General features: G+C 43.3%; 14 protein-coding genes and 1 pseudogene. 11 read left to right on the forward strand and 4 right to left on the reverse strand.

Features of this window, described 5'->3' with window-relative positions:
- The first annotated feature begins 9 nt into the window (after positions 1-9).
- The 8 genes from BLT07_RS19725 (at position 10) to BLT07_RS19760 (ending at position 16,658) form a co-directional block, all read left to right on the forward strand.
- Positions 10-1,107 carry a TolB-like translocation protein gene (locus BLT07_RS19725; RefSeq protein WP_175455382.1) on the forward strand — a complete coding sequence of 366 codons (1,098 nt, stop codon included), beginning with the start codon at positions 10-12 and terminating at the stop codon, positions 1,105-1,107.
- Complete coding sequence (aceB, locus tag BLT07_RS19730) at positions 1,104-2,756, forward strand: malate synthase A (protein WP_317040784.1); 1,653 nt, start codon at positions 1,104-1,106, stop codon at positions 2,754-2,756. Before BLT07_RS19725 ends, aceB begins: the two co-directional genes overlap by 4 nt.
- 82 nt (positions 2,757-2,838) lie before the next feature.
- A complete protein-coding gene (locus BLT07_RS19735) occupies positions 2,839-4,503 on the forward strand; it encodes an L-lactate permease (protein ID WP_091874147.1) in 1,665 nt (554 codons plus the stop codon).
- A 58-nt stretch (positions 4,504-4,561) separates the two neighbouring features.
- Positions 4,562-5,575: a peptidyl-alpha-hydroxyglycine alpha-amidating lyase family protein gene (locus BLT07_RS19740; protein ID WP_175455383.1), complete on the forward strand. Its 1,014-nt coding sequence runs from the start codon at positions 4,562-4,564 to the stop codon at positions 5,573-5,575.
- A 7-nt stretch (positions 5,576-5,582) separates the two neighbouring features.
- Positions 5,583-8,462: an FAD-binding and (Fe-S)-binding domain-containing protein gene (locus tag BLT07_RS19745; RefSeq protein WP_175455384.1), complete on the forward strand. Its 2,880-nt coding sequence runs from the start codon at positions 5,583-5,585 to the stop codon at positions 8,460-8,462.
- Between the two features lie 61 nt (positions 8,463-8,523).
- Positions 8,524-9,618, forward strand: coding sequence for a pyridoxal-phosphate-dependent aminotransferase family protein (locus BLT07_RS19750; RefSeq protein ID WP_217633362.1), 1,095 nt, complete (start codon positions 8,524-8,526; stop codon positions 9,616-9,618).
- A 674-nt stretch (positions 9,619-10,292) separates the two neighbouring features.
- Positions 10,293-13,634 carry a hypothetical protein gene (locus BLT07_RS19755; RefSeq protein ID WP_091874156.1) on the forward strand — a complete coding sequence of 1,114 codons (3,342 nt, stop codon included), beginning with the start codon at positions 10,293-10,295 and terminating at the stop codon, positions 13,632-13,634.
- 255 nt (positions 13,635-13,889) lie between these two features.
- A complete protein-coding gene (locus BLT07_RS19760) occupies positions 13,890-16,658 on the forward strand; it encodes a hypothetical protein (protein ID WP_091874159.1) in 2,769 nt (922 codons plus the stop codon).
- On the opposite strand, the pseudogene BLT07_RS19765 reads toward BLT07_RS19760, so the two are convergent.
- A pseudogene (locus BLT07_RS19765) lies at positions 16,655-16,822 on the reverse strand (DEAD/DEAH box helicase family protein); the annotation flags it as partial. The gene BLT07_RS19760 and the pseudogene BLT07_RS19765 overlap by 4 nt on opposite strands.
- A gap of 184 nt (positions 16,823-17,006) precedes the next feature.
- Here BLT07_RS19765 and BLT07_RS21780 point away from each other — a divergent pair.
- Positions 17,007-17,270: an AbiH family protein gene (locus BLT07_RS21780; RefSeq protein WP_175455385.1), complete on the forward strand. Its 264-nt coding sequence runs from the start codon at positions 17,007-17,009 to the stop codon at positions 17,268-17,270.
- Between the two features lie 321 nt (positions 17,271-17,591).
- On the forward strand, positions 17,592-19,136 hold the full coding sequence (locus BLT07_RS19775; protein ID WP_175455386.1) for a Fic family protein: 1,545 nt from the start codon (positions 17,592-17,594) through the stop codon (positions 19,134-19,136).
- A 750-nt stretch (positions 19,137-19,886) separates the two neighbouring features.
- Here BLT07_RS19775 and BLT07_RS19785 read toward each other — a convergent pair.
- The 3 genes from BLT07_RS19785 to BLT07_RS21145 form a co-directional block, all read right to left on the reverse strand.
- Entirely contained in the window at positions 19,887-21,143 is a 1,257-nt protein-coding gene (locus tag BLT07_RS19785) for a type II toxin-antitoxin system HipA family toxin (protein ID WP_091874168.1), read from the reverse strand.
- 3 nt (positions 21,144-21,146) lie between these two features.
- Positions 21,147-21,434, reverse strand: a complete 288-nt coding sequence (locus BLT07_RS19790; RefSeq protein WP_091874170.1) for a helix-turn-helix transcriptional regulator — start codon at positions 21,432-21,434, stop codon at positions 21,147-21,149.
- A gap of 148 nt (positions 21,435-21,582) precedes the next feature.
- Complete coding sequence (locus BLT07_RS21145; protein WP_175455387.1) at positions 21,583-21,753, reverse strand: hypothetical protein; 171 nt, start codon at positions 21,751-21,753, stop codon at positions 21,583-21,585.
- A 48-nt stretch (positions 21,754-21,801) separates the two neighbouring features.
- On the opposite strand from BLT07_RS21145, the gene BLT07_RS19795 reads away from it, so the two are divergent.
- Positions 21,802-22,149: helix-turn-helix domain-containing protein (locus tag BLT07_RS19795; RefSeq protein WP_175455388.1), on the forward strand; the 348-nt coding region annotated here is incomplete at its 3' end.

Genomic DNA, 22,149 nt, shown 5'->3' on the forward strand with positions numbered 1-22,149 from the left:
GGAAAAACCATGAACGAATTAGTTATCAATATGGTTAAAGATTCAGTAGGAATATTGAGTAAAAAGTTTAGTGTTTTTTCATGGGCCTTTTTTATGGTTACTGTTGTTAATGCCCAATCAGCAAATGATAACGAATGGACGGATACACAATATCCACAATACATTGAGCGGCTCAACTATTTTGGGGAAAGGCCGGATTGGTCGCACGACGGCAAAAAAATACTTTTTGTAGGAAGGACTTTTGGTGATGTGTACGAAATCGAAGTCGCTACGGGAAAAATAGAATTGATAACGGGCCATTATTATCATGGGGGCTATTCGAGGGCACTTTATCTATCCAACGGCGACATCCTGCTGCTGGGGCCTAAAAACTTTCCTTCGGATGATTGGAGGGAGGCACGGTTCAAGCTTACCGAACTTTGGGTACTGGACAAAAAATTAAACAGCCCCCCGACCCGTCTGGGAGAATACATTTGGGAGGGCCCCGCGGTCTCAAGGACCCAGTTAAGAATTGCATGGGCGGAACATCACGGTAACTATCCTGACCAGAGAAGATACTGGCAGATATGGTTGGCCGACATTGACTTTTCTTCGGGAAAACCTCAAATTAAAGACCAGCAAGTAGTACTGGATAACTCTAAAGGCGAGATAAAAGGTGCAGTGTTGGAGCCACAAAATTTCCTCCCCGGAAATGAAGATGAGCTTACCGTACAATCAAACCACGGAGGGACGGAGGTTATGCTGCTGAATTTGAAGAATGGTGAAATTGTCAACTTGTCAAAATCTCCAAACTCATATGATGAACCGGAAGGTATTTATCCAGATGGCAAATATACCTTGGTTGAATCTGATAGGCATCAAAAAACCGGGTCACAAATTGACCTTTATAAACTTAAGCTTGATACTAGTGAAAGCTGGGAACGCATTACTTATTTTAATGAACATGGGAAATACAAAGCCTCCAATCCTGTTATCAGCGATGACGGAAAGTTCATAGCTTTTCAGGTTCCACGATTGGACGAAGTGGCTGGTGTAGGACATGGAATTTACATTTTGGATGTTGAAAAATATGAAGAAGCGAAACTCAAAAAAGCAAAGAAAAGATGAACGAAAAACAGAGAGAACTTAGGGAAACACATAAAGATATGCCACAATTGAATTTCAAAATAAACGGAGTGGAGATCAAAGGCGAAATAGAATCCGGCTTTGAATCTATTTTGACAAAGGAGGCTATCGAATTTGTTGTAAAACTGCATCGGAAATTTAACGGTACCAGAAAGCACTTATTGGAAGATAGGTGGAAACGTCAAAAAGAAATTGATAAGGGTGTTTTTCCTGATTTTTTGGAGGAAACCATCTCCATAAGGGAAGGTAATTGGCAGGTCGGAAATATTCCGGACGATCTTCAGGACAGGCGAACGGAGATCACGGGCCCCGTAGACAGAAAAATGGTAATCAATGCCTTAAACTCGGGGGCAAAGGTATTTATGGCGGATCTGGAGGACGCAAGTTCGCCTACATGGCATAATTGCTTGGATGGACAGATCAACCTTAAGGATGCGGTGAGGAAACGGATAGACTTTACGGCTCCCAACGGAAAGGACTATAAACTGAAAGACGAAACAGCAGTGCTAATGGTGAGGCCCCGGGGGTGGCATTTAACGGAAAAACATATCGAGGTGGACAGTGAGCCGATGTCGGCATCACTGTTCGATTTTGGCATGTACTTCTTCCATAATGCCAAAGAGCTAATGTCCAAGGGTTCCGGCCCATATTATTACATTCCCAAATTGGAAAACCATAAAGAGGCCAGGCTGTGGAACGATGTCTTTATATATGCGCAACAAACACTGGGCATTCCTGTAGGTACTATAAAGGTCACCGTTTTGCTGGAGACTATCCTTGCCAGCTTCGAAATAGAGGAGATATTGTTCGAACTGAAGGATCATATTGTCGGAATGAACGCCGGACGATGGGATTATATATTCAGTGTAATTAAAAAATTCAGGAACCACAAGGATTTTATCCTGCCCGATCGGGACCAGATCACCATGAACGTTCATTTTATGAAATCATATGCCGAACTTTTGGTAAAGCTATGCCATAAAAGGGGCGCACATGCCATTGGCGGGATGTCGGCATTCATTCCTTCCAAAAACGAGAAAAGCAATAAACTGGCTTTTGAAAAAGTGACCAAGGACAAAAAGAACGAAGCAAGTCAAGGATATGATGGCACATGGGTAGCGCATCCATTTCTTGTGCCTATCGCTATGGAACAGTTTAATAACGAATTCGGGGACAAGCCCCACCAGAAACATGTACTTCGTAAAGAAGTAACGGTCAATGGAAAAGATTTGATAGACACATCCATCAAGGAAGGAAAAATCACGGAAGCAGGACTCAGGCTCAATATCAATGTTGGGATATTATATATTGAATCCTGGCTACAAGGTGTCGGGGCGGCCGCATTGTACGACCTGATGGAAGATGCGGCGACCGCAGAAATCTCCAGGGCGCAGGTCTGGCAATGGCTGCACAATGATTCCGTAAGCTTAGATGACGGACGTATCATTAATTTGCCACTTTACGAAAAACTATTCGAGGAAGAAAAATCAAAAGCTGCCGAACTGTTGGGCAAAGAACGTACTTCTACCGGCAAACTGGAGATTGCAGCAAGACTGTTCGACTCTATGGTAAGAACACAGGATTTTGAGGATTTTTTGACTTTGGACGCTTATAATAAACTTAAGGGGTGATTGAAAAATCCCCTTTCTTGAGTATTTTTTTTACAATCCCAATGCTTTTGAAGTACAGATCCACAACAAAAACCAATCGAATATGTCAACGTCGTTACTTGCATTTTTAGCGGTGGTACCCATATTAACCGCCGCGGTTCTCTTGACAGGCTTTAGAACCCCTGCCAAAAAAGCAATGCCCGTTTCATTTTTGGTCACGGTTGTTATTGCTTTTGCGGTCTGGGATATCCCTATTATCGATATTATGGCCTCTACCGTTCAAGGGCTGTTCATCACTTTTGACATATTGTACATTGTTTTTGGTGCCATTGTATTATTGAATCTGCTCAAGTATTCAAAGGCTCTCAGGACAATCCGGGAAGGTTTTGCGAACATATCGGAGGACCGTAGGGTACAGGTGGTCATAATTGTCTGGCTGTTCGGTTCCTTTATCGAAGGGGCCGCCGGGTTCGGTACACCGGCAGCAATCGTTGCACCGCTCTTGGTGGGCCTGGGTTTTCCCGCCTTTTGTGCGGTAATGTTGGGCATGATGGTGCAGAGTACCGCGGTATCCTTTGGGGCCGTGGGCACTCCCATACTGGTCGGGGTAAGTGGCGGGATCCAAAGTCCCGAATTTACCGCCGAGCTGGCCGCATCGGGGCTTGAACTTTCCGATTACATACAGTTGGTGACCTCCGACGTGGCAATCCTACACGGTATAACCGGAACGCTTATGCCTACCCTTATGGTCTGCATGATGACCCGGTTTTTTGGCAAGAACAGATCATGGAAAGAAGGCCTGCAGGTACTGCCCTTTACTGTTTTCGGGGGACTCGCTTTTACTGTCCCCTATGTGCTTACGGGCATATTTCTTGGCCCAGAATTCCCTTCGATGCTCGGTGCGTTGGTGGCCATACCTATTGTTGTAATTGCTGCAAAACGTGGTTTTTTGATGCCGAAAAAAATATGGGATTTTGATGCCGAAAAAAATTGGCCTACCTCTTGGTTCGGTACTTTGAACGTAAAATTCGACAGTAGCGGCGACCAAAAAAAAATGTCCTTGGGCAAGGCATGGTTGCCCTATCTTAGTATGGCCGCGCTTTTGGTACTGTCAAGACTTCCGCAACTGCCGCTAAAGGGGTGGCTTAACGATGTTAAGGTTACATGGGCAGAGATATTCGATACCTCCATCTCGGCATCCAGCACTCCGCTCTATCTGCCAGGCACCATTTTGTTATTGGCGGGGATCATTACAATAGGGCTGCATAAAATGAAATCCGACAAGGTCAAGGTCGCGTTCAAGGATAGTGCAAGAATGCTGTTGGGCGCCGGTTTCGTTCTCGTTTTTACGGTCCCGATGGTCCGTATCTATATCAATTCGGGCGCAAATCCTGCAGGTCTTCCCGGTATGCCCATAGCCATGGCGGAGTGGGTCGCTGGCAAGGCGGGTGCCATATATCCCCTGTTCGCCCCCACCATCGGTGCGTTGGGTGCATTTATTGCGGGCAGCAATACGGTCAGTAATCTTATGTTATCGCTGTTCCAGTTCGGTGTGGCCGCCAAATTGGAAATGCCCTCTTTTATTATCGTAGCGCTCCAGGCTGTAGGAGCTGCAGCGGGAAACATGATCGCGATCCACAATGTTGTGGCCGCTTCGGCTACCGTCGGATTTTTAGGAAAGGAAGGGATAGTCCTGAGAAAAACAATATTGCCGACCATTTATTATTTGGTCGTTGTCGGCCTCTTGGGGCTGTTGCTGCTTTCCTGATTTGCCTGCGAAGTTTAAGATTATAATATGGAACTACGTCAATTGAAAAAGTATGTTTATGATATTTGATTTAAAAAGAATATTGCCCATTTATTGCCTGATGGTCCTTAACTTGTTTTATGGGCAAGAAAATACACAAAAATCAGGAAACAAGGACAGTTATCGGTTGGTGGAGGACTGGCCTCGTTCGCGTTCGGATTCAGTTATGGGACAACCTTCCGGGCTAGGGGTGGACAGCCATGGCGACCTTATTGTCTTTCATCGTGCAGGGGCCGCTTCCGGGGCCGATCCCAGTATCCTTATCCCGAGGAACACCATAGTAAAATTAGAGGCAAAAACGGGCAAGGTCCTCGATGCCTGGGGTGCCGACCTCTTTTCCTGGCCCCATGGACTAAACGTGGACCGGGACGATAATATTTGGGTCACGGATGTAGGGCTTCATCAAGTCTTTAAGTTTGCCGCCAATGGCAAGTTGCTGATGAAATTGGGCGTAGCGGGGGAACCGGGGTCGGATTCCCTGCATTTTAACAAGCCTACGGATGTGGCAGTAGCGGAAGATGGATCTTTTTATGTGTCCGATGGTTACGGAAACAGTCGTATCGTTAAATTTTCTCCTTCCGGAAAGTTTTTGTTCCAATGGGGAGAAAGCGGTAACGGAAATGGACAGTTTCATATTCCCCATTCCATTGATATCGATGGGGACGGTAACGTAATCGTAGCCGATCGCGAAAATGCGCGTATCCAAAAGTTTGATGCCAGGGGAAATTTTTTAATGGAATGGAAGAACGGTTCCGGTGCTGCTGTATATGGCGTAAAGGCCGTTCCTTCCCAGAATACTTTATTCGCCGTGGATTATCTTGTGAAGAACGATACCTTGATCTTAGGGTCGAATATCATCCGATTCGGGCCTGATTTCAATGTCCGAAAGCAGTTTGGCAGGATCGGCTCCTATGTTGGCCCGATATGCCGGTACCACGACATAGAATTGGACGGTAAACAAAATATCTATGTCGCAGACCTTCTGTACAACCGGGTACAAAAGTTTCAATTGGTTAAATCGAACCTACATTAACAATACTATGGAAAATCTATTTTTCAAGCTGAAAAACGACATTAAGGGAGATATCTTGATTGATGAGTACTCCCTAGGCATGTACGCTACCGATGCCAGCATCTATCAGATAAAGCCTATCGCCGTAATCCTGCCCAAGGATGCCGAGGACGTAAAAGCTGCGGTTTGTGTTGCAAAAAAAAATAACATTACCATTCTTCCAAGGGGCGCTGGCACCAGTCTGGCCGGACAGACGGTAGGCCATTCCATGATATTGGATTTTTCCAAATACATGAATACCCTACTGGAAATAAACGAACAGGAAAAATGGGTACGTGTACAACCGGGCATGGTTAGGGACGACCTCAATGCGGAATTGAAGCCCTACGGTCTACATTTAGCGCCCGACCCTGCTACCGGTAGCAGGGCGAATGTCGGGGGGATGGTGGGAAACAATTCCTCCGGCACCAAAAGTATTCTGTACGGCAAGACCGTGGACCATGTTCTCGAGGCTTCTGTGCTGCTCGCGGATGGCACTATGCTGCACTTTAAGAACTGTTCCCCTCAAGCATTTTCGGCAAAAGCCGCACAGACCAATAGGGAAGGGGAAATCTATGCCTCCTTTAAACAACTGATAGATACCCATTCCGAAGAGATCAAGCATCGATTTCCCAAGGTTATGCGTCGGGTGGGCGGCTACAATTTGGACGAGTTCGTTTATACCGACCAATGGAATTTAAGCAAACTGGTCTGTGGCAGCGAAGGCACCTTGGCAACGACCTTGGAATTAAAGATGAACCTAACGCCGTTACCCAAGCACAAATCGATCTGTGTGGTACATTTTTCGGAGGTTCTGGAAGCGATAGCTGCGGTCGAGTATATGCTGCCCTTCCGGCCTTCCGCGGTCGAAATTTTGGACAAGACGGTGGTGGACCTTAGCAGGGAGAACCTGACCACGAAGCACCATTGCCATTTTATCGAGGGAAACCCTGCCGCCATATTGATCGTGGAATTTTATGGAGACACTATGCAAGACGTAATGGACAGGCCCGAACAAATGATTGCACGACTGAAAGAAAAAGGATTCGGGTACGCGTACCCGATTTTTCCGGAAGGTGAAGCTTATGAGGATGTATGGGTCATCCGTAAAAAGGGACTGGGACTTATGCTGGGTCTCAAAGGAAATAAAAAGCCCCTGGCGTTTATCGAGGATGCGGCAATACCCTCGGAACACTTGCCCGAATATATCGACAAGGTTTTGAAAATATGCGAAAAACACGGTACCAAAGCGGCCATGTACGCCCATGCTAGCGTGGGGGTCATTCATGTCCGTCCGATATTGGACCTAAGGCTGGCCGAGGACATCGAACGATTGAAGGGAATTACCGACGACACCTTTGAACTGGTGATGGAATACAAGGGCTCGTGGAGCGGGGAACATGGCGATGGTCTAGTACGAAGCGCCTACAATAAACGATTTTTCGGGGAGACCCTGTACGGGGCCTTTTTGGAGATAAAAAAACTTTTCGACCCCGATAACCTGATGAACCCCGGTAAAATTGTCGAGGCCCAGACAATCGAGCATAACTTGCGCTATGGTACGGCCTATAAAGATCAATCCATTAGAACGGAATATAAATACAAGGCCGAGGAAGGTTTTGAATCTTCCGTACATATGTGCACCGGGGTGGGTGAATGCCGAAAATTGCTCGGGGGAACCATGTGCCCAAGTTTTAAGGCTACCAGGGACGAGGAACATTCCACGCGCGGTAGGGCAAATGCACTTCGAATGGCTATGTCCGGCCAATTCGGGGAAGAAGGGCTGTCGAGCAAGCGCCTCCACGAGGTCATGGACCTTTGTCTTTCCTGCAAGGCGTGTAAGTCCGAATGTCCCAGTAATGTGGATATGGCAAAAATGAAAAGCGATACCCTGCAAATGTATTACGACGAACATGGCATTACTTTCAGGGATCGGCTGATACGCGGTTCGGCAAAGGCCGCGGCAAATATTTCAGGGTGGAAAGCGGGCGCAGTGAATACCGTTCAAAGAAGCGGTCTGTTCCGATTTATTTTGGAACTTACGGCCAAAATCGACAAGCGGAGGATTATGCCCGAATTTGCTCAACAGCCATTTTATAAGTGGTTCGAAAAACATGCCCATAAAACGAACACGGGGAATAAAAAGGTGGTATTGTTCGCCGATACCTATTTAAACTATCACGAGCCCCGAATCGGCATCTCCGCCCTTCAATTATTGAATTCTTGCGGATATGAGGTAATTTTGGCGAACGTAGGCTGCTGCCAAAGGCCCAAAATTTCCCATGGTTTCCTTAGGGATGCCAAAAGGGACGGCTTAAAAACAATGAGCGGCCTAAAAACATTCTTGGACAAGGGGCTAAAGGTCGTGGTCTGCGAGCCTAGCTGTGCCTCCGCCCTGAACGATGACCTGCCGGATCTTATAGCCGATCAGGATATGGCCGATCAATTGAAAAACGGAGTGATGATGATCGACGTCTTCCTGGCCGATGAAATGGAAAAAGGCCGGTTGGATGTCCATTTTGAACCAATTTCCAAGGCCTTGGCCATTCACGGGCATTGCCACCAAAAGGCATTGTACGGCACCAATGCGATGAAGGCCTTACTAAAGGATTCCGTAAAGGGGGTCCAAGAAATACCATCCGGTTGCTGTGGTATGGCGGGTTCCTTCGGATATGAGAAGGAACACTATGACCTGTCCAAAAAAATCGGTGGGGAAGTTCTGTTCCCGGCCGTGGAACGATTGCAGGAAGATCACGATATAGTGGCCTGTGGATTTAGTTGCCGTCATCAAATACAACATTTTACCAAGGCAAGACCGATACACTTTGTAGAGTCCATAAGGGCGGTAAAAAATAATGATATAAACTAGAACAAGCTCTGAAACCAAATGTATAAAAATAAAAATAACGACAATGGGAAAAATTGATGAAATGAAAACAAGTACAAGGGTTTTGATGGGCCCTGGTCCAAGTGAGGTACATCCGAGGGTATTACGGGCAATGGCCACTCCTTTGATAGGGCATCTGGACCCCGAATTTTTAGGGGTTATGGATGATATCAAGGCCATGACACAAGAAACCCTGCAAACAAAAAATCCGTTGACCTTTGTCGTCTCGGCCCCGGGAAGTGCAGGAATGGAGACTTGTTTGGTCAACCTACTGGAACCTGGGGACGAAGCTGTAATATGCATACACGGTGTTTTTGGGAACCGTATGGCCGAAATTGCGGAACGGTGTGGGGCAAAAGTTATAAAGGTCGAGGCGGAATGGGGAACGCCGATAAAAATAGAGGACGTTGAGCGGGCCTTGAAAAATAGATCGCCAAAAGTTTTGGCCATCGTACATGCCGAAACTTCCACCGGCGTATTACAGCCTCTGGAAGAGATAAGTAGGTTGACCAAAGCGGCTGGAGCCCTTTTTGTGGTGGATGCAGTAACCTCCTATTGCGGGGCCGAGCTGAAAGTTGACGAATGGGGCATCGACGCCCTCTATTCCGGTACCCAGAAGTGTTTGAGCGCACCTCCGGGACTTTCCCCTGTCACTTTTAGTCAAGCTGCCATTGACGTTCTGGAAAGTCGAAAGACCAAGGTGCAGAGCTGGTTTTTGGATTTAACGCTGGTCAAAAATTATTGGGCGGGGGCCAAAAGGGCCTATCACCATACGGCCCCGGTATCGGCCATGTACGCCATGCGCGAAGCGTTGCGCATTGTTTTGGAGGAAGGCCTTGCCGATCGTTTCAAAAGACATCAAAGAAACTATGAACTGCTACGTGACGGACTGGAAAATATGGGGATTAAATATTTAGTGGAGGAAAAGTACCGATTGCCCATGTTGAATGCCGTGCGAATTCCGGAAGGTGTTGACGATACCGATGTCAGGAAACGCCTTTTGGAAAAATACAATATAGAAATCGGTGGTGGCTTGGGACCCTTTGCCGGAAAGGTTTGGCGCATCGGTCTAATGGGGGAAAGCTCGGATGCCAACCATGTAAATATGCTGCTGGCGGCACTTAAGGATGTTATGTGATTTTTTCGGAATTTACTGAAAAGAAAAGTAAGCGTATGATTTTTCATGCTGATCAAAAATACGGCTATATCAATGGTCGAGACAACTAATATTATTATAGCCCTGATAACGGAATTCCATTTAATCCGATAAATGATTATTTCGTCCCAAAGTAGTTGATGGCAAAATAATGTGGGGAAAACCATCCGAATAATTAAAACAAAAAACCCCTATTACAGAAGCGATTGGACAAGAAGAAAGCTTTAAAAGAAAGTTAGTTTGAGTTAGTTAGTTTTGGGCGCAGTGCATTTAATCGGCACTGCGCCTTTTTTAAAAAATCAAAAAGTCAAAATGAGCTGTTGAAACGGTAACAATCACCAAATGTCATGTATGGACATTTGCCCAGATTTTGATTTTAATACACTTAGGGGCCTTTGGAAGCACATTTAAACCAACAAATGTTTGTGATTAAAAAAGTGAGTTCTTATTACGACCATATTGACCCTAATGTGGTAACTGATTCGCCTCGATAATTGTCGAAATGATTCTTACATTATTTACGATAAAGGTAAATTTTCAATAGTTTTTTATAAAGATGTTTATAAAAAAGCAAAATTAATATTTATGACTGCTATTGGTGGATTATTAAAAATGAATTTTATAGATTTTTTCTTAAATTCTAAATTCCTGCGAATATGGCTGACATTATCAGTGAAAAGAAAACCCTAAAATTATGGACTTTTGCATGTGTTTTCATTTTGTTCAATAGTATCCAGGCCCAGAGCCTTAGGATTATTCTAGGAAACGAAATTGAGAACGATCCTGTAGCATATTATGGAGTAGAAATCTTTCGGGATTCTATGAAAGAAGTGGGATGGAACTGTTTTATAGAAAACGAACTGACGCCCTTACGAAAGTACGATCACCAGATACTCTTGGGATTTAGTGAGGGAAACGAGCTGTCCAATCGCCTTTTTAAAACGACAGGGAAAATAAGCCCTAAGGTTCCACAGAGTTATGCTTTGGTGTCAACTTTATGGAAAGGTAGTCCTGTAACAATCGTGATGGCGTTCGATTCCATTGGCCTTATTTATGCCTTGCAGGAATATGCTAAGATTGCCTTAGAGCTGGGCAATCAATCATTGTCCCAAAAATTGCCAGTTACACGTAGTCCATTTATCGCAGAACGGGCAATTTCAAAGACGGTTATGAACCCTTCGGAGTTTGAGCAATATTTCTATAACGACAATTACTGGAACGAATATTTTGATATGCTCGTCAAAAACAGATATACCACTTTCGTATTGATTATGGGATATAACTCTACGGGATATTTTTCCCCACCATATCCATATCTTTTTGATGTGCCTGGATTTGAATCTGTAAAAGTCTTGGGACTTTCGGCCGAGTCTCAACTCCGTAATCTTAAGGCCTTGGATAATATAATAAACGCGGCACATAAACGGGGTTTATTATTTAAATTGGGAATATGGACACATATCCATCGAGGACTCCCAGTGGGAATATGGACAGATACTCATCGATTACTCCCAGAAGAAATGGACCCTATAGGAATAAATGATGAAAATTTGTTGGCTTACACGCAAAAAGCATTGCCGAAATTATTGAACACTTATCCTGGTCTGGACGGACTACAGTTTCGCGTACATTTTGAATCCTCCCTGCCATTGCCCAGACAACTAGAATTTTGGAATTCGATATATAATGCAATAGGTCGTAGCGTTCATCCGAATATCGCAATCGATATGAGGGCAAAGGGCTTTACAGATGATCTTATTGATCAGGCAAATCAAAGTGGTTTGAATATACGTATAACTACAAAATTTTGGGGCGAACAAATGGGGCTTCCTTATGCACCTATACAATTAGGCCGGGCAGATCAATTTATAAGACGCCATGGGTATGCCGATTTGCTTAATTACCCAAAACAAATGAAAATGCATTATAGGCTGTGGAATTTTGGAACTACCCGAGTGCTGCCCTGGGCAGACCCGCAATATGCTAAGAACTTTGTGAAAAATGTGATGGAATTGGATGGTGATGGATTTGAGGTAAATGAACCTTTAGCCTTCAAAATGGCTGGGGTTAAAGGAAATACATACGATGTTCTCCAAAAGAAATATCAGTATTATGACTGGGAATGGAAACGTTATAATCACTTTTATCAGATTTTTGGACGTATTGGGTACGACCCTAATCTTAATGAAAATTATTACATCAGTGATTTCGAAAATGGTTATGGGAAAATAGCTGGGCCTTTGCTTATGAGTGCTTTGCATAAAGCAAGTCGTATATTACCTAGAATAAACGCATATGCCTTATATGATATTAGTGCTGATTACAGTTGGGCTGAGAAACAACGATGGGGAGATCTTCCTACCTACGCATCCACGCTACCATCGGACGTTGGTCAATTTTTATCTATGCAAAAAGCGACCCGACTTGATTTAGCGGGTAAGACTTCGCCGAAAGTTCATCCCAAAACTACTGCAAGGTGGTTTGAAAATCAATCAAAAGATGTGATGGATTTGGTTAATAAAGCTGAAAAAGAGAAAAAGGGTCCCAAGGACAAAGCATTTACTGGGATGATAAAAGACCTAACCATACTTTCACTTTTAGGGGATTATCATGCAAAGCGTATCCCAGCCGGGCTGAACTATGCCTTATATAAACAAACAGGGAATCCTCAAGCTTATCTCGATGCCATAACGTCGGAAAAGGAAGCCATAAATACTTGGAAAAAAATTGTGGAGCTTACCGAAGGATATTTCAATGATGATCTTATAATGGGCGATACGAAACGTATGCGGGGGAATTGGAAAGATGAATTAAACCTTCTTGAAGAAGGATATAAAAAGTTATCTAATCAAGATTATAAAGCTAAAACAGAGCCTCAGAAGATAGTAACATATGACATGGGCCCTTTAATATCCGTGAAAGGTGATGTTAAAATTGACGCCCCACAAACTGCTCCTTGGTACCAACAGTTTGACATAGGTAATCACGGGTGGACGAATCATAATATTTTTATTGAGACAAGTAGTAATGAATGGACGAAACGCTCTTTACGACATGACAGTGATAGAGATTTTCTTCGTGGCCCTCATCAAACTGCCTATGCTACTTTTTCAACAAAAATACCCAATGGAAATTATCGAATTGATTTTGTCATGTTCGATTCAAGAGACGCTCCGGAAGATTATGGTCCTATGTGGTTGCGCGCTAATGGAGTTAATAAGACCAATGAATTTAAAGTGCCGGCCGGAGAGCGAGTAGTTCGTTCATTGGAAGCAAGGGTTACAGATGGTTGGTTAAATCTTACTGTTGCTAGTAAAACTAACTCGATGTGGTTATTAAATAGTATTTCAATATATGATTTGGGCCCTTCTATTGTACAACTGAGTCCAAAATATGTAAAACCAAATCAACCCTACACCTTAACTGTATTGGTAAAATCCTTGGATTCAATTAGAAATGCTGTACTAACCTACGGTGATTTGTTAACAGGAATGAAATCTGTTCCTATGAAAAAAATACAGCCAGGACGTTTTCAAGCGATAATTCCTACTTTAGAAGGTGTTGAAAAACTAAATTATAAAATCGATATCGAAGATGACCAGGGGAGATGTACATTGTATCCAAAGGCAGAACTGGACAATGCCTTCGCCAGCATATTCTTTACCAATGATTTTGAGGCACCAATTGTAGAGCATGAACCAATAATCTCCTTTTCGAATAAAGATGCATTGGTTATTCGAGCGAAAGTATCAGATGCCTCGGCTATTAAATCTGTATATGTTAAATTTCGTGGTTTAAACCAGCATCAAAATTACGGTTCAGTTGCTTTAATCCCAAAGGGGAATGGATATTATGAGGCCGTTATTCCCGAATCACTATTACCCAAGAAATGGGATTTAATGTACTATTTTGAGGCATGCGACAATCAAGGCAATATTACTATGTTTCCCGATTTCGAGAAAAGAACCCCTTATTTTATAGCACGATATGAAAAATGAAAAAACAAACAATTTAAATAAAGGCAAATCAACTCGATTGATTGTACGACAAACGTCACTTTAAGCTGCTTTTTGATAGAAATTTTTGATTTTTTCCCATTGAAGAACTGGACAGGTTATCAATACCTAAAACCAATTTTGGTCAAATCGCTGCGTAACCAGTAATTTATTGTTCTTATAAATCGAATTCAAATGCATTGATAGAATATGCATGTGGAGAGTATTAAGGATTTATTTCATCTTAAATCATCTAAAATGAAGAAAACAAAAATAGTGCAACCGAAGCAAAAGACTTACCGGTATGATGGCAAAAGAAAAAAAAATGGAATCTTTTCAATATTAACGCTGCAATTCATAAGGATTATTGCAAGCACTGCAATAATCCTATCAGGTTCCTTTTCTTTAATTGGAGCCCAAACAAATGATACAGTCACCATCTTCGTCATTTCGGATGCATCTGATCTCGCTTTAAAACAGCCTCCCGTAGTTTGGGCAATAGGACAGTTGCAGGAGGCACTGCAAAAAAAGGATATTGTTACCGACATCCGGTATAACCTTGCCTCTATTCACGAGTCAGGAGACCGGATTATTGTAACACCCGGAGAATCGGGACTTGCGCAGACCCTTTCCAATCAAAGCGATGTTGACCTCCCGACTTCTGCAGAATCTTTGGCTTTAATTTCAGGGCATGTACAAAATCAAAAAGTACTTATGATTACGGGAGCTGATATGCGCGGCCTGGTTTACGGGATTCTGGAGTTGTCAGATCGTGTCGCCTATAGTGAGACACCCATTGCTATGCTCCGTGGTATTGAAGCGTCTGTTGAACAGCCCGTCAATAGCATTCGCAGTATGACACGTCTGTTTGTCAGCGATGTTGAAGATAAGTCGTGGTTTTATGATAAAACCTTCTGGGAGTCCTACCTGTCCATGTTGGTGACACAACGCTTTAACCGTTTTTCACTGACTCTGGGATTGGGCTATGATTCACCGAAGGAGGTTCTCGATTCCTACTTTATTTTCGCATATCCCTATCTTGTCGATGTCCCCGGATATTCAGTGAGGGTACGCGGTTTGGCTAAAGGCGAGCGCGATAAAAACCTGGCCATGCTGCAATTTATCAGTGAAGAGGCGTCACGTAGGGGCCTGCACTTTCAATTGGGCCTGTGGGGCCATGCTTATGAGAGTATAAATAGTCCTGATGTAAACTACATCATCGAAGGACTGACCGAAGACACCCATGCGGAGTACTGCCGCAACGCAGTGAGAACACTTTTACAAGCCTGTCCTTCCATCGACGGGATTACTTTTCGGGCGCATTATGAAAGCGGCATTCCTGATGGATCTAAAAGTTTTTGGGAAACCGTTTTTCAGGGCGTAGCCGAATGCGGACGGCGTGTTGAAATTGATCTGCACGCTAAAGGAATCACTTACGAACAGACCGAGATGGCATTGAGTACGGGGATGCCAGTCCGTGTCACACCCAAACTGACAGCCGAGCATATGGGTCTGCCGGCGCATCAGGCTGCTATACGCGAAATGGAACGGGTACCTTCGCCCAACAACGCCCATCCGCGGAACAGCATTGCACGTTACGGTTATGCCGATTTTTTGTCTAATGACCGGAATTATGGTGTTTACTATCGCCTCTGGCCAGGCATGCAGAAAATTCTGCTATGGGGAGACCCTGTGTTGGCCGCTGGATACGGACGTTATGCCAGTTTTTGTGGAAGTCTGGGGATGGAAGTGAGTGAACCGCTTTCCTTCAAGGGCCGCCAGGGTTCGGGTGTATCACCGGAACGGCGAATTTATGCGGATGATTCGCTTATCCCCGAAGGCGGTAATTGGCGAAAATATCTTTATACCTATCGTATCTGGGGACGACATCTTTACAATCCCGATGCCGATCCCGAATCCTATCGCCGTTATCTTCGCGCCGAGTTCGGTACGGCCGCTCTCAATGTCGAAAAGGCATTAGCCCACGCAAGCCGCGTCCTACCGCTGATCACGTCATCACACTTACCGGCAGGATCAGCCATGACCTACTGGCCTGAGATGTATACCAATATGCCAATTACCCAAAGCGGTCTGGATCACCCCTATGGTGATACGCCCAAACCCAAAGTTTTTGGTCGGGTAAGCCCACTGGATCCGGCGATGTTTTCACCAGCAAATGAGTTTGTTGATGACCTGATTGAAGGGCGACCCCACGCACGCTATTCGCCCGTTGACGTGGCAAGTTGGCTTGAAGGTTTTGCAACGGTTTCGACTGAACAGCTGTCCCTGGCTCAACAAAACGTTTCCGATCCAACAGACCCTTCATTCAGACGGGTGTTTATCGATGTCAGCGTCCAGAGTGGATTGGGCATGTTTTTCGCGCAGAAACTGCGTGCCGCTGTTGCCTTTACGCTCTATGAAGAAAAAGGAGATTTGGACTACCTGCGCGATGCGGTATTTTTTTACAGGGCCGCACGCAGCGCCTGGGTAGCCATTATTCAAGATACAGAAAATGTTTATGTGGATAAATTGGGGTTTGGCCAATTTCCACATATACGGGGTCACTGGAAAGACCGTCTGCCGGCAATCGATCAGGATTTGAATTATATGGAGCAACTACTGAGAGGAAAAATCGGCAAATCGGCAGCTTTCCCCAAGGAGCCTAGTGCATCTGCCAGCGAATGGTTAGACCCCCGTCCGCCCATCTCGTCATGCGAACATGCGATTCCGGTCGGATTTGATCCTGGTCAGCCTCTTGAGCTTACACTGGCCTCTCCGAGTCCCTTGGTCCACACTGCTAAGATCCACTATAGGCACGTGAACCAGGCGGAGACGTACCAAATTGAAAGCATGTCTGAAAAAGACGGAGTCTGGCGATACACGATTCCAGGTGGATTTACGGATTCGGATTATCCCTTGATGTATTTTTTTGAATTGCTTGACGATAGTGGCCATGCATGGTTTTACCCAGGCTTCGAGCCAGATTTGGCAAATCAGCCATACTACCACGTGCAGCGTTCAAAATGACGTCTGCATACAAAAAGTAGTAATTTTAATACAGATTTCCTTAAACGCCAAAAAATATTAAAAGCAGTATAGGTTTTCCCGGTTCCTGTGGCCATTGCCAAAATAATTTTGCTCTGGCCTTTCGCAATAGCTTCTATTGTTCTATTAATTACATTTTGTTGGTATTATGGATGGGACGGATTATAAGAACCGCTAAAAACGGCAAAACTGAACCACCTAATATTTCGTTGTACTGGTTTGAAGGTCAGTATTTTGTTGGTTGTTTTGCTATGCTCATTTTTTTCTGGCGAAGGTGGTATACAATGTCCGTTTTTTGCACATAACTAAGCAATAGATATAAATTCCACTTTGATTTTAGGACATAGTAGAAATCCAAGTGAAATAAAGTCCTTTAACGATGTTGCCGATATAGAGGAACAAGATGTTAGAATAACGGAGGGGAATACAATGTTAGATGCCTATTTTATTAAAACTTATAAACGGAGTGAGGAAATAATTAACGAAAATATAGATTATTTTCTTGCATTGAACAGTATTGGGGAAATTCTAATAATTGGCCCTTCAATGTCGGAGGTTGACTCCAAATATTTCGAGGTATTGCAAAAAATATAGATAGGCAAAAAGTGAAATGGAACGTAGGGTATCATAAGAAAAAAAGTATCCGGAAACGATTAAAATTATTGGTGGATTTGGGAGTTAGTGAAGAACTACTATCATTTCATACAATGAACGATTGGGTTAGTGGAACAGACCCGAATCAATTAGAGCTCTTCAAATAATTCATTTCCAAGAAATCTTTTAAAACTTTCGCAATTATTCTCATTTGCAACATATAAAAAGTAACCACTTTTCATGTTTTCTGTCAAAAAGTAATCGTTTTTCACGGAAAGTAATCGTTTTTCATGCTATATTTGTAATCACATTTCATGAAAGATGGTCATAAGTAATCGATTTTCACGGAAAGTAACCACTTTTCATGGTAGAGTTCTACCTGAAGAGGGCATATTGGTAGGTTACGCCCTCCTCCTTCAAATTTTGGAGGATCATACAGACAGACGATTACCGCTACCCGATGTACTGGCTGTGGTTACGGATAAGCAACAACGTTACAATACCGAGGAATGGCAGGTGTTTGCAAATCGCTATATGCCTACCAAAGATGAGATTGCCCATTTGATATTCACTTTGAAATACGAAGGCATTGATTTATTGATTTTAAAAGAATTCTTTCTTTATACAGGAGAGTCCCTCGTTAAAGATATGATGGAGAACGAACCCACCAGTCAGTATTCAAGACGGGTATGGTTCCTATATGAGTGGCTTTTGGACAAACAACTTGATATTCCCGATTTAAAAACTGGCACCTATGTAGAAATCGTAAATCCAAAACTTCAATATACCGGGCCTATTGAGAATAGTACAAGACACCGCATAAAAAATAATTTGCCGGGTACTCGTGAGTTTTGTCCTATGATTAGAAAAACCGAAAAACTGGATATTTACACTACCACCAAGTTTCCAGAGCTTATGGAAAAAGGTTTAAAAGGAAGGGATAGAGATTTGATCCGCAGAACGGCGGCCTTTCTATTACTAAAGGATTCCAAAGCTTCCTTTGCTATTGAGGGCGAATACCCCCCTAATATGAGAGCGAGAAATTGGGGCAAGGCAATCGGGCAGGCAGGAAAAAAAGAACTGTCCATAAGCGAGATTGAACGTTTGCAGGATATTGTAATTGGAGTAAAAAAATTGAAATACATGGGCCTTCGTTCGGGCGAGGGCTTTATCGGCGAACACGACCGAGAAACCTTTCTGCCTATGCCCGACCATATCTCCGCAAGGGCAAAAGATTTACAATCGCTCATGAACGGGGTCATAAATACCAACATGCTATTACAAAAAAGCGATTACGATCCTGTTTTGGCGGCGGCTAGCATAGCCTTTGGCTTTGTGTTCATACACCCCCTCTCTGATGGAAATGGCAGGATCCATCGCTATTTGATGCATCATATTTTAGTGCGCATGGGCTATACGAAACGGGATATGATATTTCCGGTTTCAGCCGCCATCTTGAACCGTATCGGGGAATATCAAGACGTTTTGGAAGCCTACTCCTCCCCTAGAATCGATTTAATCGAATGGAAACCTACAACGGACCATAATGTCGAAATAACCAATGAAACCATCGATTTGTACCGTTATTTTGATGCTACACTTCAAGCTGAATTTCTGTATGAATGCGTAGAAGAGACCATTGAAAAAATAATTCCCGAAGAGCTGGACTTTCTTGAAAAGTACGACCGAATGACGAACTACATTAATTCCATTGTAACCTTGCCGGATACCAAGGTGGACTTATTAATCAAGTTTCTGAACCAAAACCAAGGCAAGCTTTCAAAGAATAAAAGAGAAAAAGAATTTGAGGAACTGACCGATGAAGAAATCAAGTCGATTGAGGAGTCATACAACTTAATCTTTTAAGAAACACCTTGATTCTAAAATTCAAATTGAATCAAATCATTTTGTAGTTTGTATGTTTAAAGCAAAAAGTGGATGAGCCGGTCAAAGTATACCACGTGCGCCGGATTAAAGGGTTCTGTCGCATCTGTTCAAAATTAAAGGGTTCTGTCGCATCTGTTCAAAATAAATATGAAAGTTTGATTTGAACCTTGTTTTATGATGCTAATGAGATAAAGGTGGGAGGGACGGATTATGGGAACCACTAAAAACGGTAAAATTGAACCACCCAATATTTCGTTGTACTAGGTTGAAGGTCAGTATTTTGTTGGTTGTTTTGCTATGCTAATTTTTTCCGGCGAAGGTGGTATACAATGCCCGTTTTCTGCATGCTATTAGCCAACCACGGAAACCAAGGGTTAAATTTGGCTATTAAAAAAAGAAAAGAGAAAAAAGTTGTAAAAAGCAACCATTCAAATAAGGTTAATGGTCTTGACCGAAACTTTAGTTTTGGCCCAATGCTTATCTGGGGTATTTCTTTTTCAAAGACACGGGATAAATAGTTGGACTTATACTTGCTCCCAATGTTGGATATCTTGTCTAATGTAATTGGGTACGCTAAACCAATGATTGCAATATCAATTGCGACACATATTTCTATAATATATTTCAATTCCATTTATAATTGTTTCTTTTGTTTTTTGTCCATATACAAGTCAATCTCTTACAACCAAGGTTTGTTTCTTGATGCATTCCCTTTCCTTATAATCCATATTAAACTTCAGATTTAAAAGCAGATTCCATCAAAAGCTGTTCTTTATTGGATATGCCTATTTGATTGGCAAACGATTTCCAATCCTTCACCACACTTATAACTTCATCAAGTATGGTTTTCATTTCATTTTCGCTTAAGCGAAAAAACTCACCAACACTTTTGGCCAGTTCAAAATCCAAGGCATTGTCATCCATATCTATATTGAGCGCCAATCCATCTTTTTCAATTGACGGATTCAAATCGTAGGCTGGCGAAAGTTCCCAACCTTTCTCGGTAAGGATAAATCCGTGATTGCGTAAATGGTCGTCCGTATTTGATATGGCTATATTGAATACTACCCTACGCCACAGTTGGTGTAAATTAGCCTCAACATTAGTCCCGTAATTCTCAATTACGTCCACAATATCTAAATAGCTTGAAGTAGTGGCCTTAAGGATTTCTTCATTATATCCGGTCATTGTCATTGCAGAGGCAAAGTGGATGCGGCCATCTTTTTCTCGGTCAAACCTCTTAGTAAGAAATGTATGGTAGTGACCTGAAATCTTTTCAATTTTTGATTCTGCCATCTCTATACCACAGCTGACTGCAAGCGTATAGGCGAGGTATTCCCAAGCTGCCTTATCCACAGTATCAGTTTTAGATGGGAACTTAGCAATCCAGAGACTTTTATCCTTACTAAGAATATTCGCCTTTGGCCGTGCACCACCTAAAGAAGAACCAGGTGCAATCAATACAGCTATCCATTGTCTTACTTCGTCACTCTCAGCGTCGCTTTCCAGTTGGTTCACAGCTTCTTGTAAATCACCAAGGGACGACCAAGGTGGCGTAGGGTTTTTATCATCGTCATCTAAAAATGGTCCGTCTTTGTTGGTTTTAAATCGTAATGCGCCCATTCGGCTTTCGTCATAAACACCTAACAGATAATCTATTTCATATAGGGTTCGAGCCTTATCGTTACGAGCTCTGGCATCTTGTGCTTCGCGACGTTTCATCAATGTCTTGCCCCAAGTGTCTGGCATACTATCTAAGAATATTCCAAAGTTCTCTTTGTCAGTAGGATATTGAGGTCCTGAATAAAAGGCAATATCTGGGTCAAGCAGTTGGTACAAGCCCCTTTCCAACCAGTCCTTATTATATTCAAAGCTGAAGGCCTTTTTCGCTTTCGCGAAATGTGCCGAAAGCACACCTATTTGAATCGGGCCATCCAATCCAATCCAATCTGCATATACATATATATCAAACTTTCCCTGTGCCATAATCTATAATAAATCCAAGTCTTGTAGTTTACGACCAAATTCATCGTCTTGGGCAATTTTTGAGAAATCGCTCTCAAGGTTCAGCACCTTTAGCACATTAAAATAGATTCCGATTGCCACAGCTGGGTCGCCTTTTTCAATACGGTGCAACGTAGCGCGGTGTATTCCTGCACGTTCGGAAACCTGTTCTGTGGTTAGCTTTCTGCGTTTACGCGCCAGCTTGATATTTTCGCCAATACCATCAAACATCTTCTGATATTTTGGAAGGATTATCGCTTTCTTTGAATTCATAACGTTGCTTATTAACGACAAATATAACCATTTTGTTGTAAATAAGCGACATTAAAGACATTTTAGCTCTAAAGGAAACGGAATAAATGAGCAGGGGTGAAAACGTTAACTTTATGCCGTAGTCTTTTGATGGAAGTATTTTACGAGTTTAAATTGTGGATACTTCGGTTCGGATTGTGCCAGTGATTTCGGAAGCTTTGTGCCAGGCATTTCGGTTCGATCTGTGCCAATAATTACGGTTCGATCTGTGCCGGCCGATCTGGGATAGGCACCAAAACGTTTCGATCCGTGCCAGTTCCATCGGTTCGTTCTGTGCCACTTTGGGAGATCAAGTAATTACCTTATCGCGCTAACATAAAAGCACGATATGGCCAACACACTTGATCCAATGGACCTTAAACAAATTATCACCTTGCATTTGGACGGTTACAGCAACCGTAAAATAGGGACTGCCCTCGGTATCTCCCGCAACACGGTAAATACGTATATGCGCCTGTTCAAGGGGAGCGACTACTCTTTTAAAGAGCTGCTCTCCTTTGACAATGCCGCCCTGGAAAAACTTTTCCCTTCCCGTACAACCATCGACAACGGGCGGTATGACGGGCTCATGCGCTATTTCGAGGGCATGAACAAAGCCCGAAACCATCCCGGTTTCACCTTTCTCCATCATTACCATGAATATGCGCAAAGTGCAAGGGAGCCTTATGGCTATACG

The organism is Pricia antarctica (genome assembly GCF_900101815.1).
GTDB lineage: Bacteria > Bacteroidota > Bacteroidia > Flavobacteriales > Flavobacteriaceae > Pricia > Pricia antarctica.

Coding starts and splice junctions, on each gene's coding strand:
- BLT07_RS19725 (WP_175455382.1), top strand. CDS start 10: ATGAACGAATTAGTTATCAATATGGTTAAAGATTCAGTAGGAATATTG.
- aceB (WP_317040784.1), top strand. CDS start 1,104: ATGAACGAAAAACAGAGAGAACTTAGGGAAACACATAAAGATATGCCA.
- BLT07_RS19735 (WP_091874147.1), top strand. CDS start 2,839: ATGTCAACGTCGTTACTTGCATTTTTAGCGGTGGTACCCATATTAACC.
- BLT07_RS19740 (WP_175455383.1), top strand. CDS start 4,562: ATGATATTTGATTTAAAAAGAATATTGCCCATTTATTGCCTGATGGTC.
- BLT07_RS19745 (WP_175455384.1), top strand. CDS start 5,583: ATGGAAAATCTATTTTTCAAGCTGAAAAACGACATTAAGGGAGATATC.
- BLT07_RS19750 (WP_217633362.1), top strand. CDS start 8,524: ATGAAAACAAGTACAAGGGTTTTGATGGGCCCTGGTCCAAGTGAGGTA.
- BLT07_RS19755 (WP_091874156.1), top strand. CDS start 10,293: ATGGCTGACATTATCAGTGAAAAGAAAACCCTAAAATTATGGACTTTT.
- BLT07_RS19760 (WP_091874159.1), top strand. CDS start 13,890: ATGAAGAAAACAAAAATAGTGCAACCGAAGCAAAAGACTTACCGGTAT.
- BLT07_RS19775 (WP_175455386.1), top strand. CDS start 17,592: ATGGTCATAAGTAATCGATTTTCACGGAAAGTAACCACTTTTCATGGT.
- BLT07_RS19785 (WP_091874168.1), bottom strand. CDS start 21,143: ATGGCACAGGGAAAGTTTGATATATATGTATATGCAGATTGGATTGGA.
- BLT07_RS19790 (WP_091874170.1), bottom strand. CDS start 21,434: ATGAATTCAAAGAAAGCGATAATCCTTCCAAAATATCAGAAGATGTTT.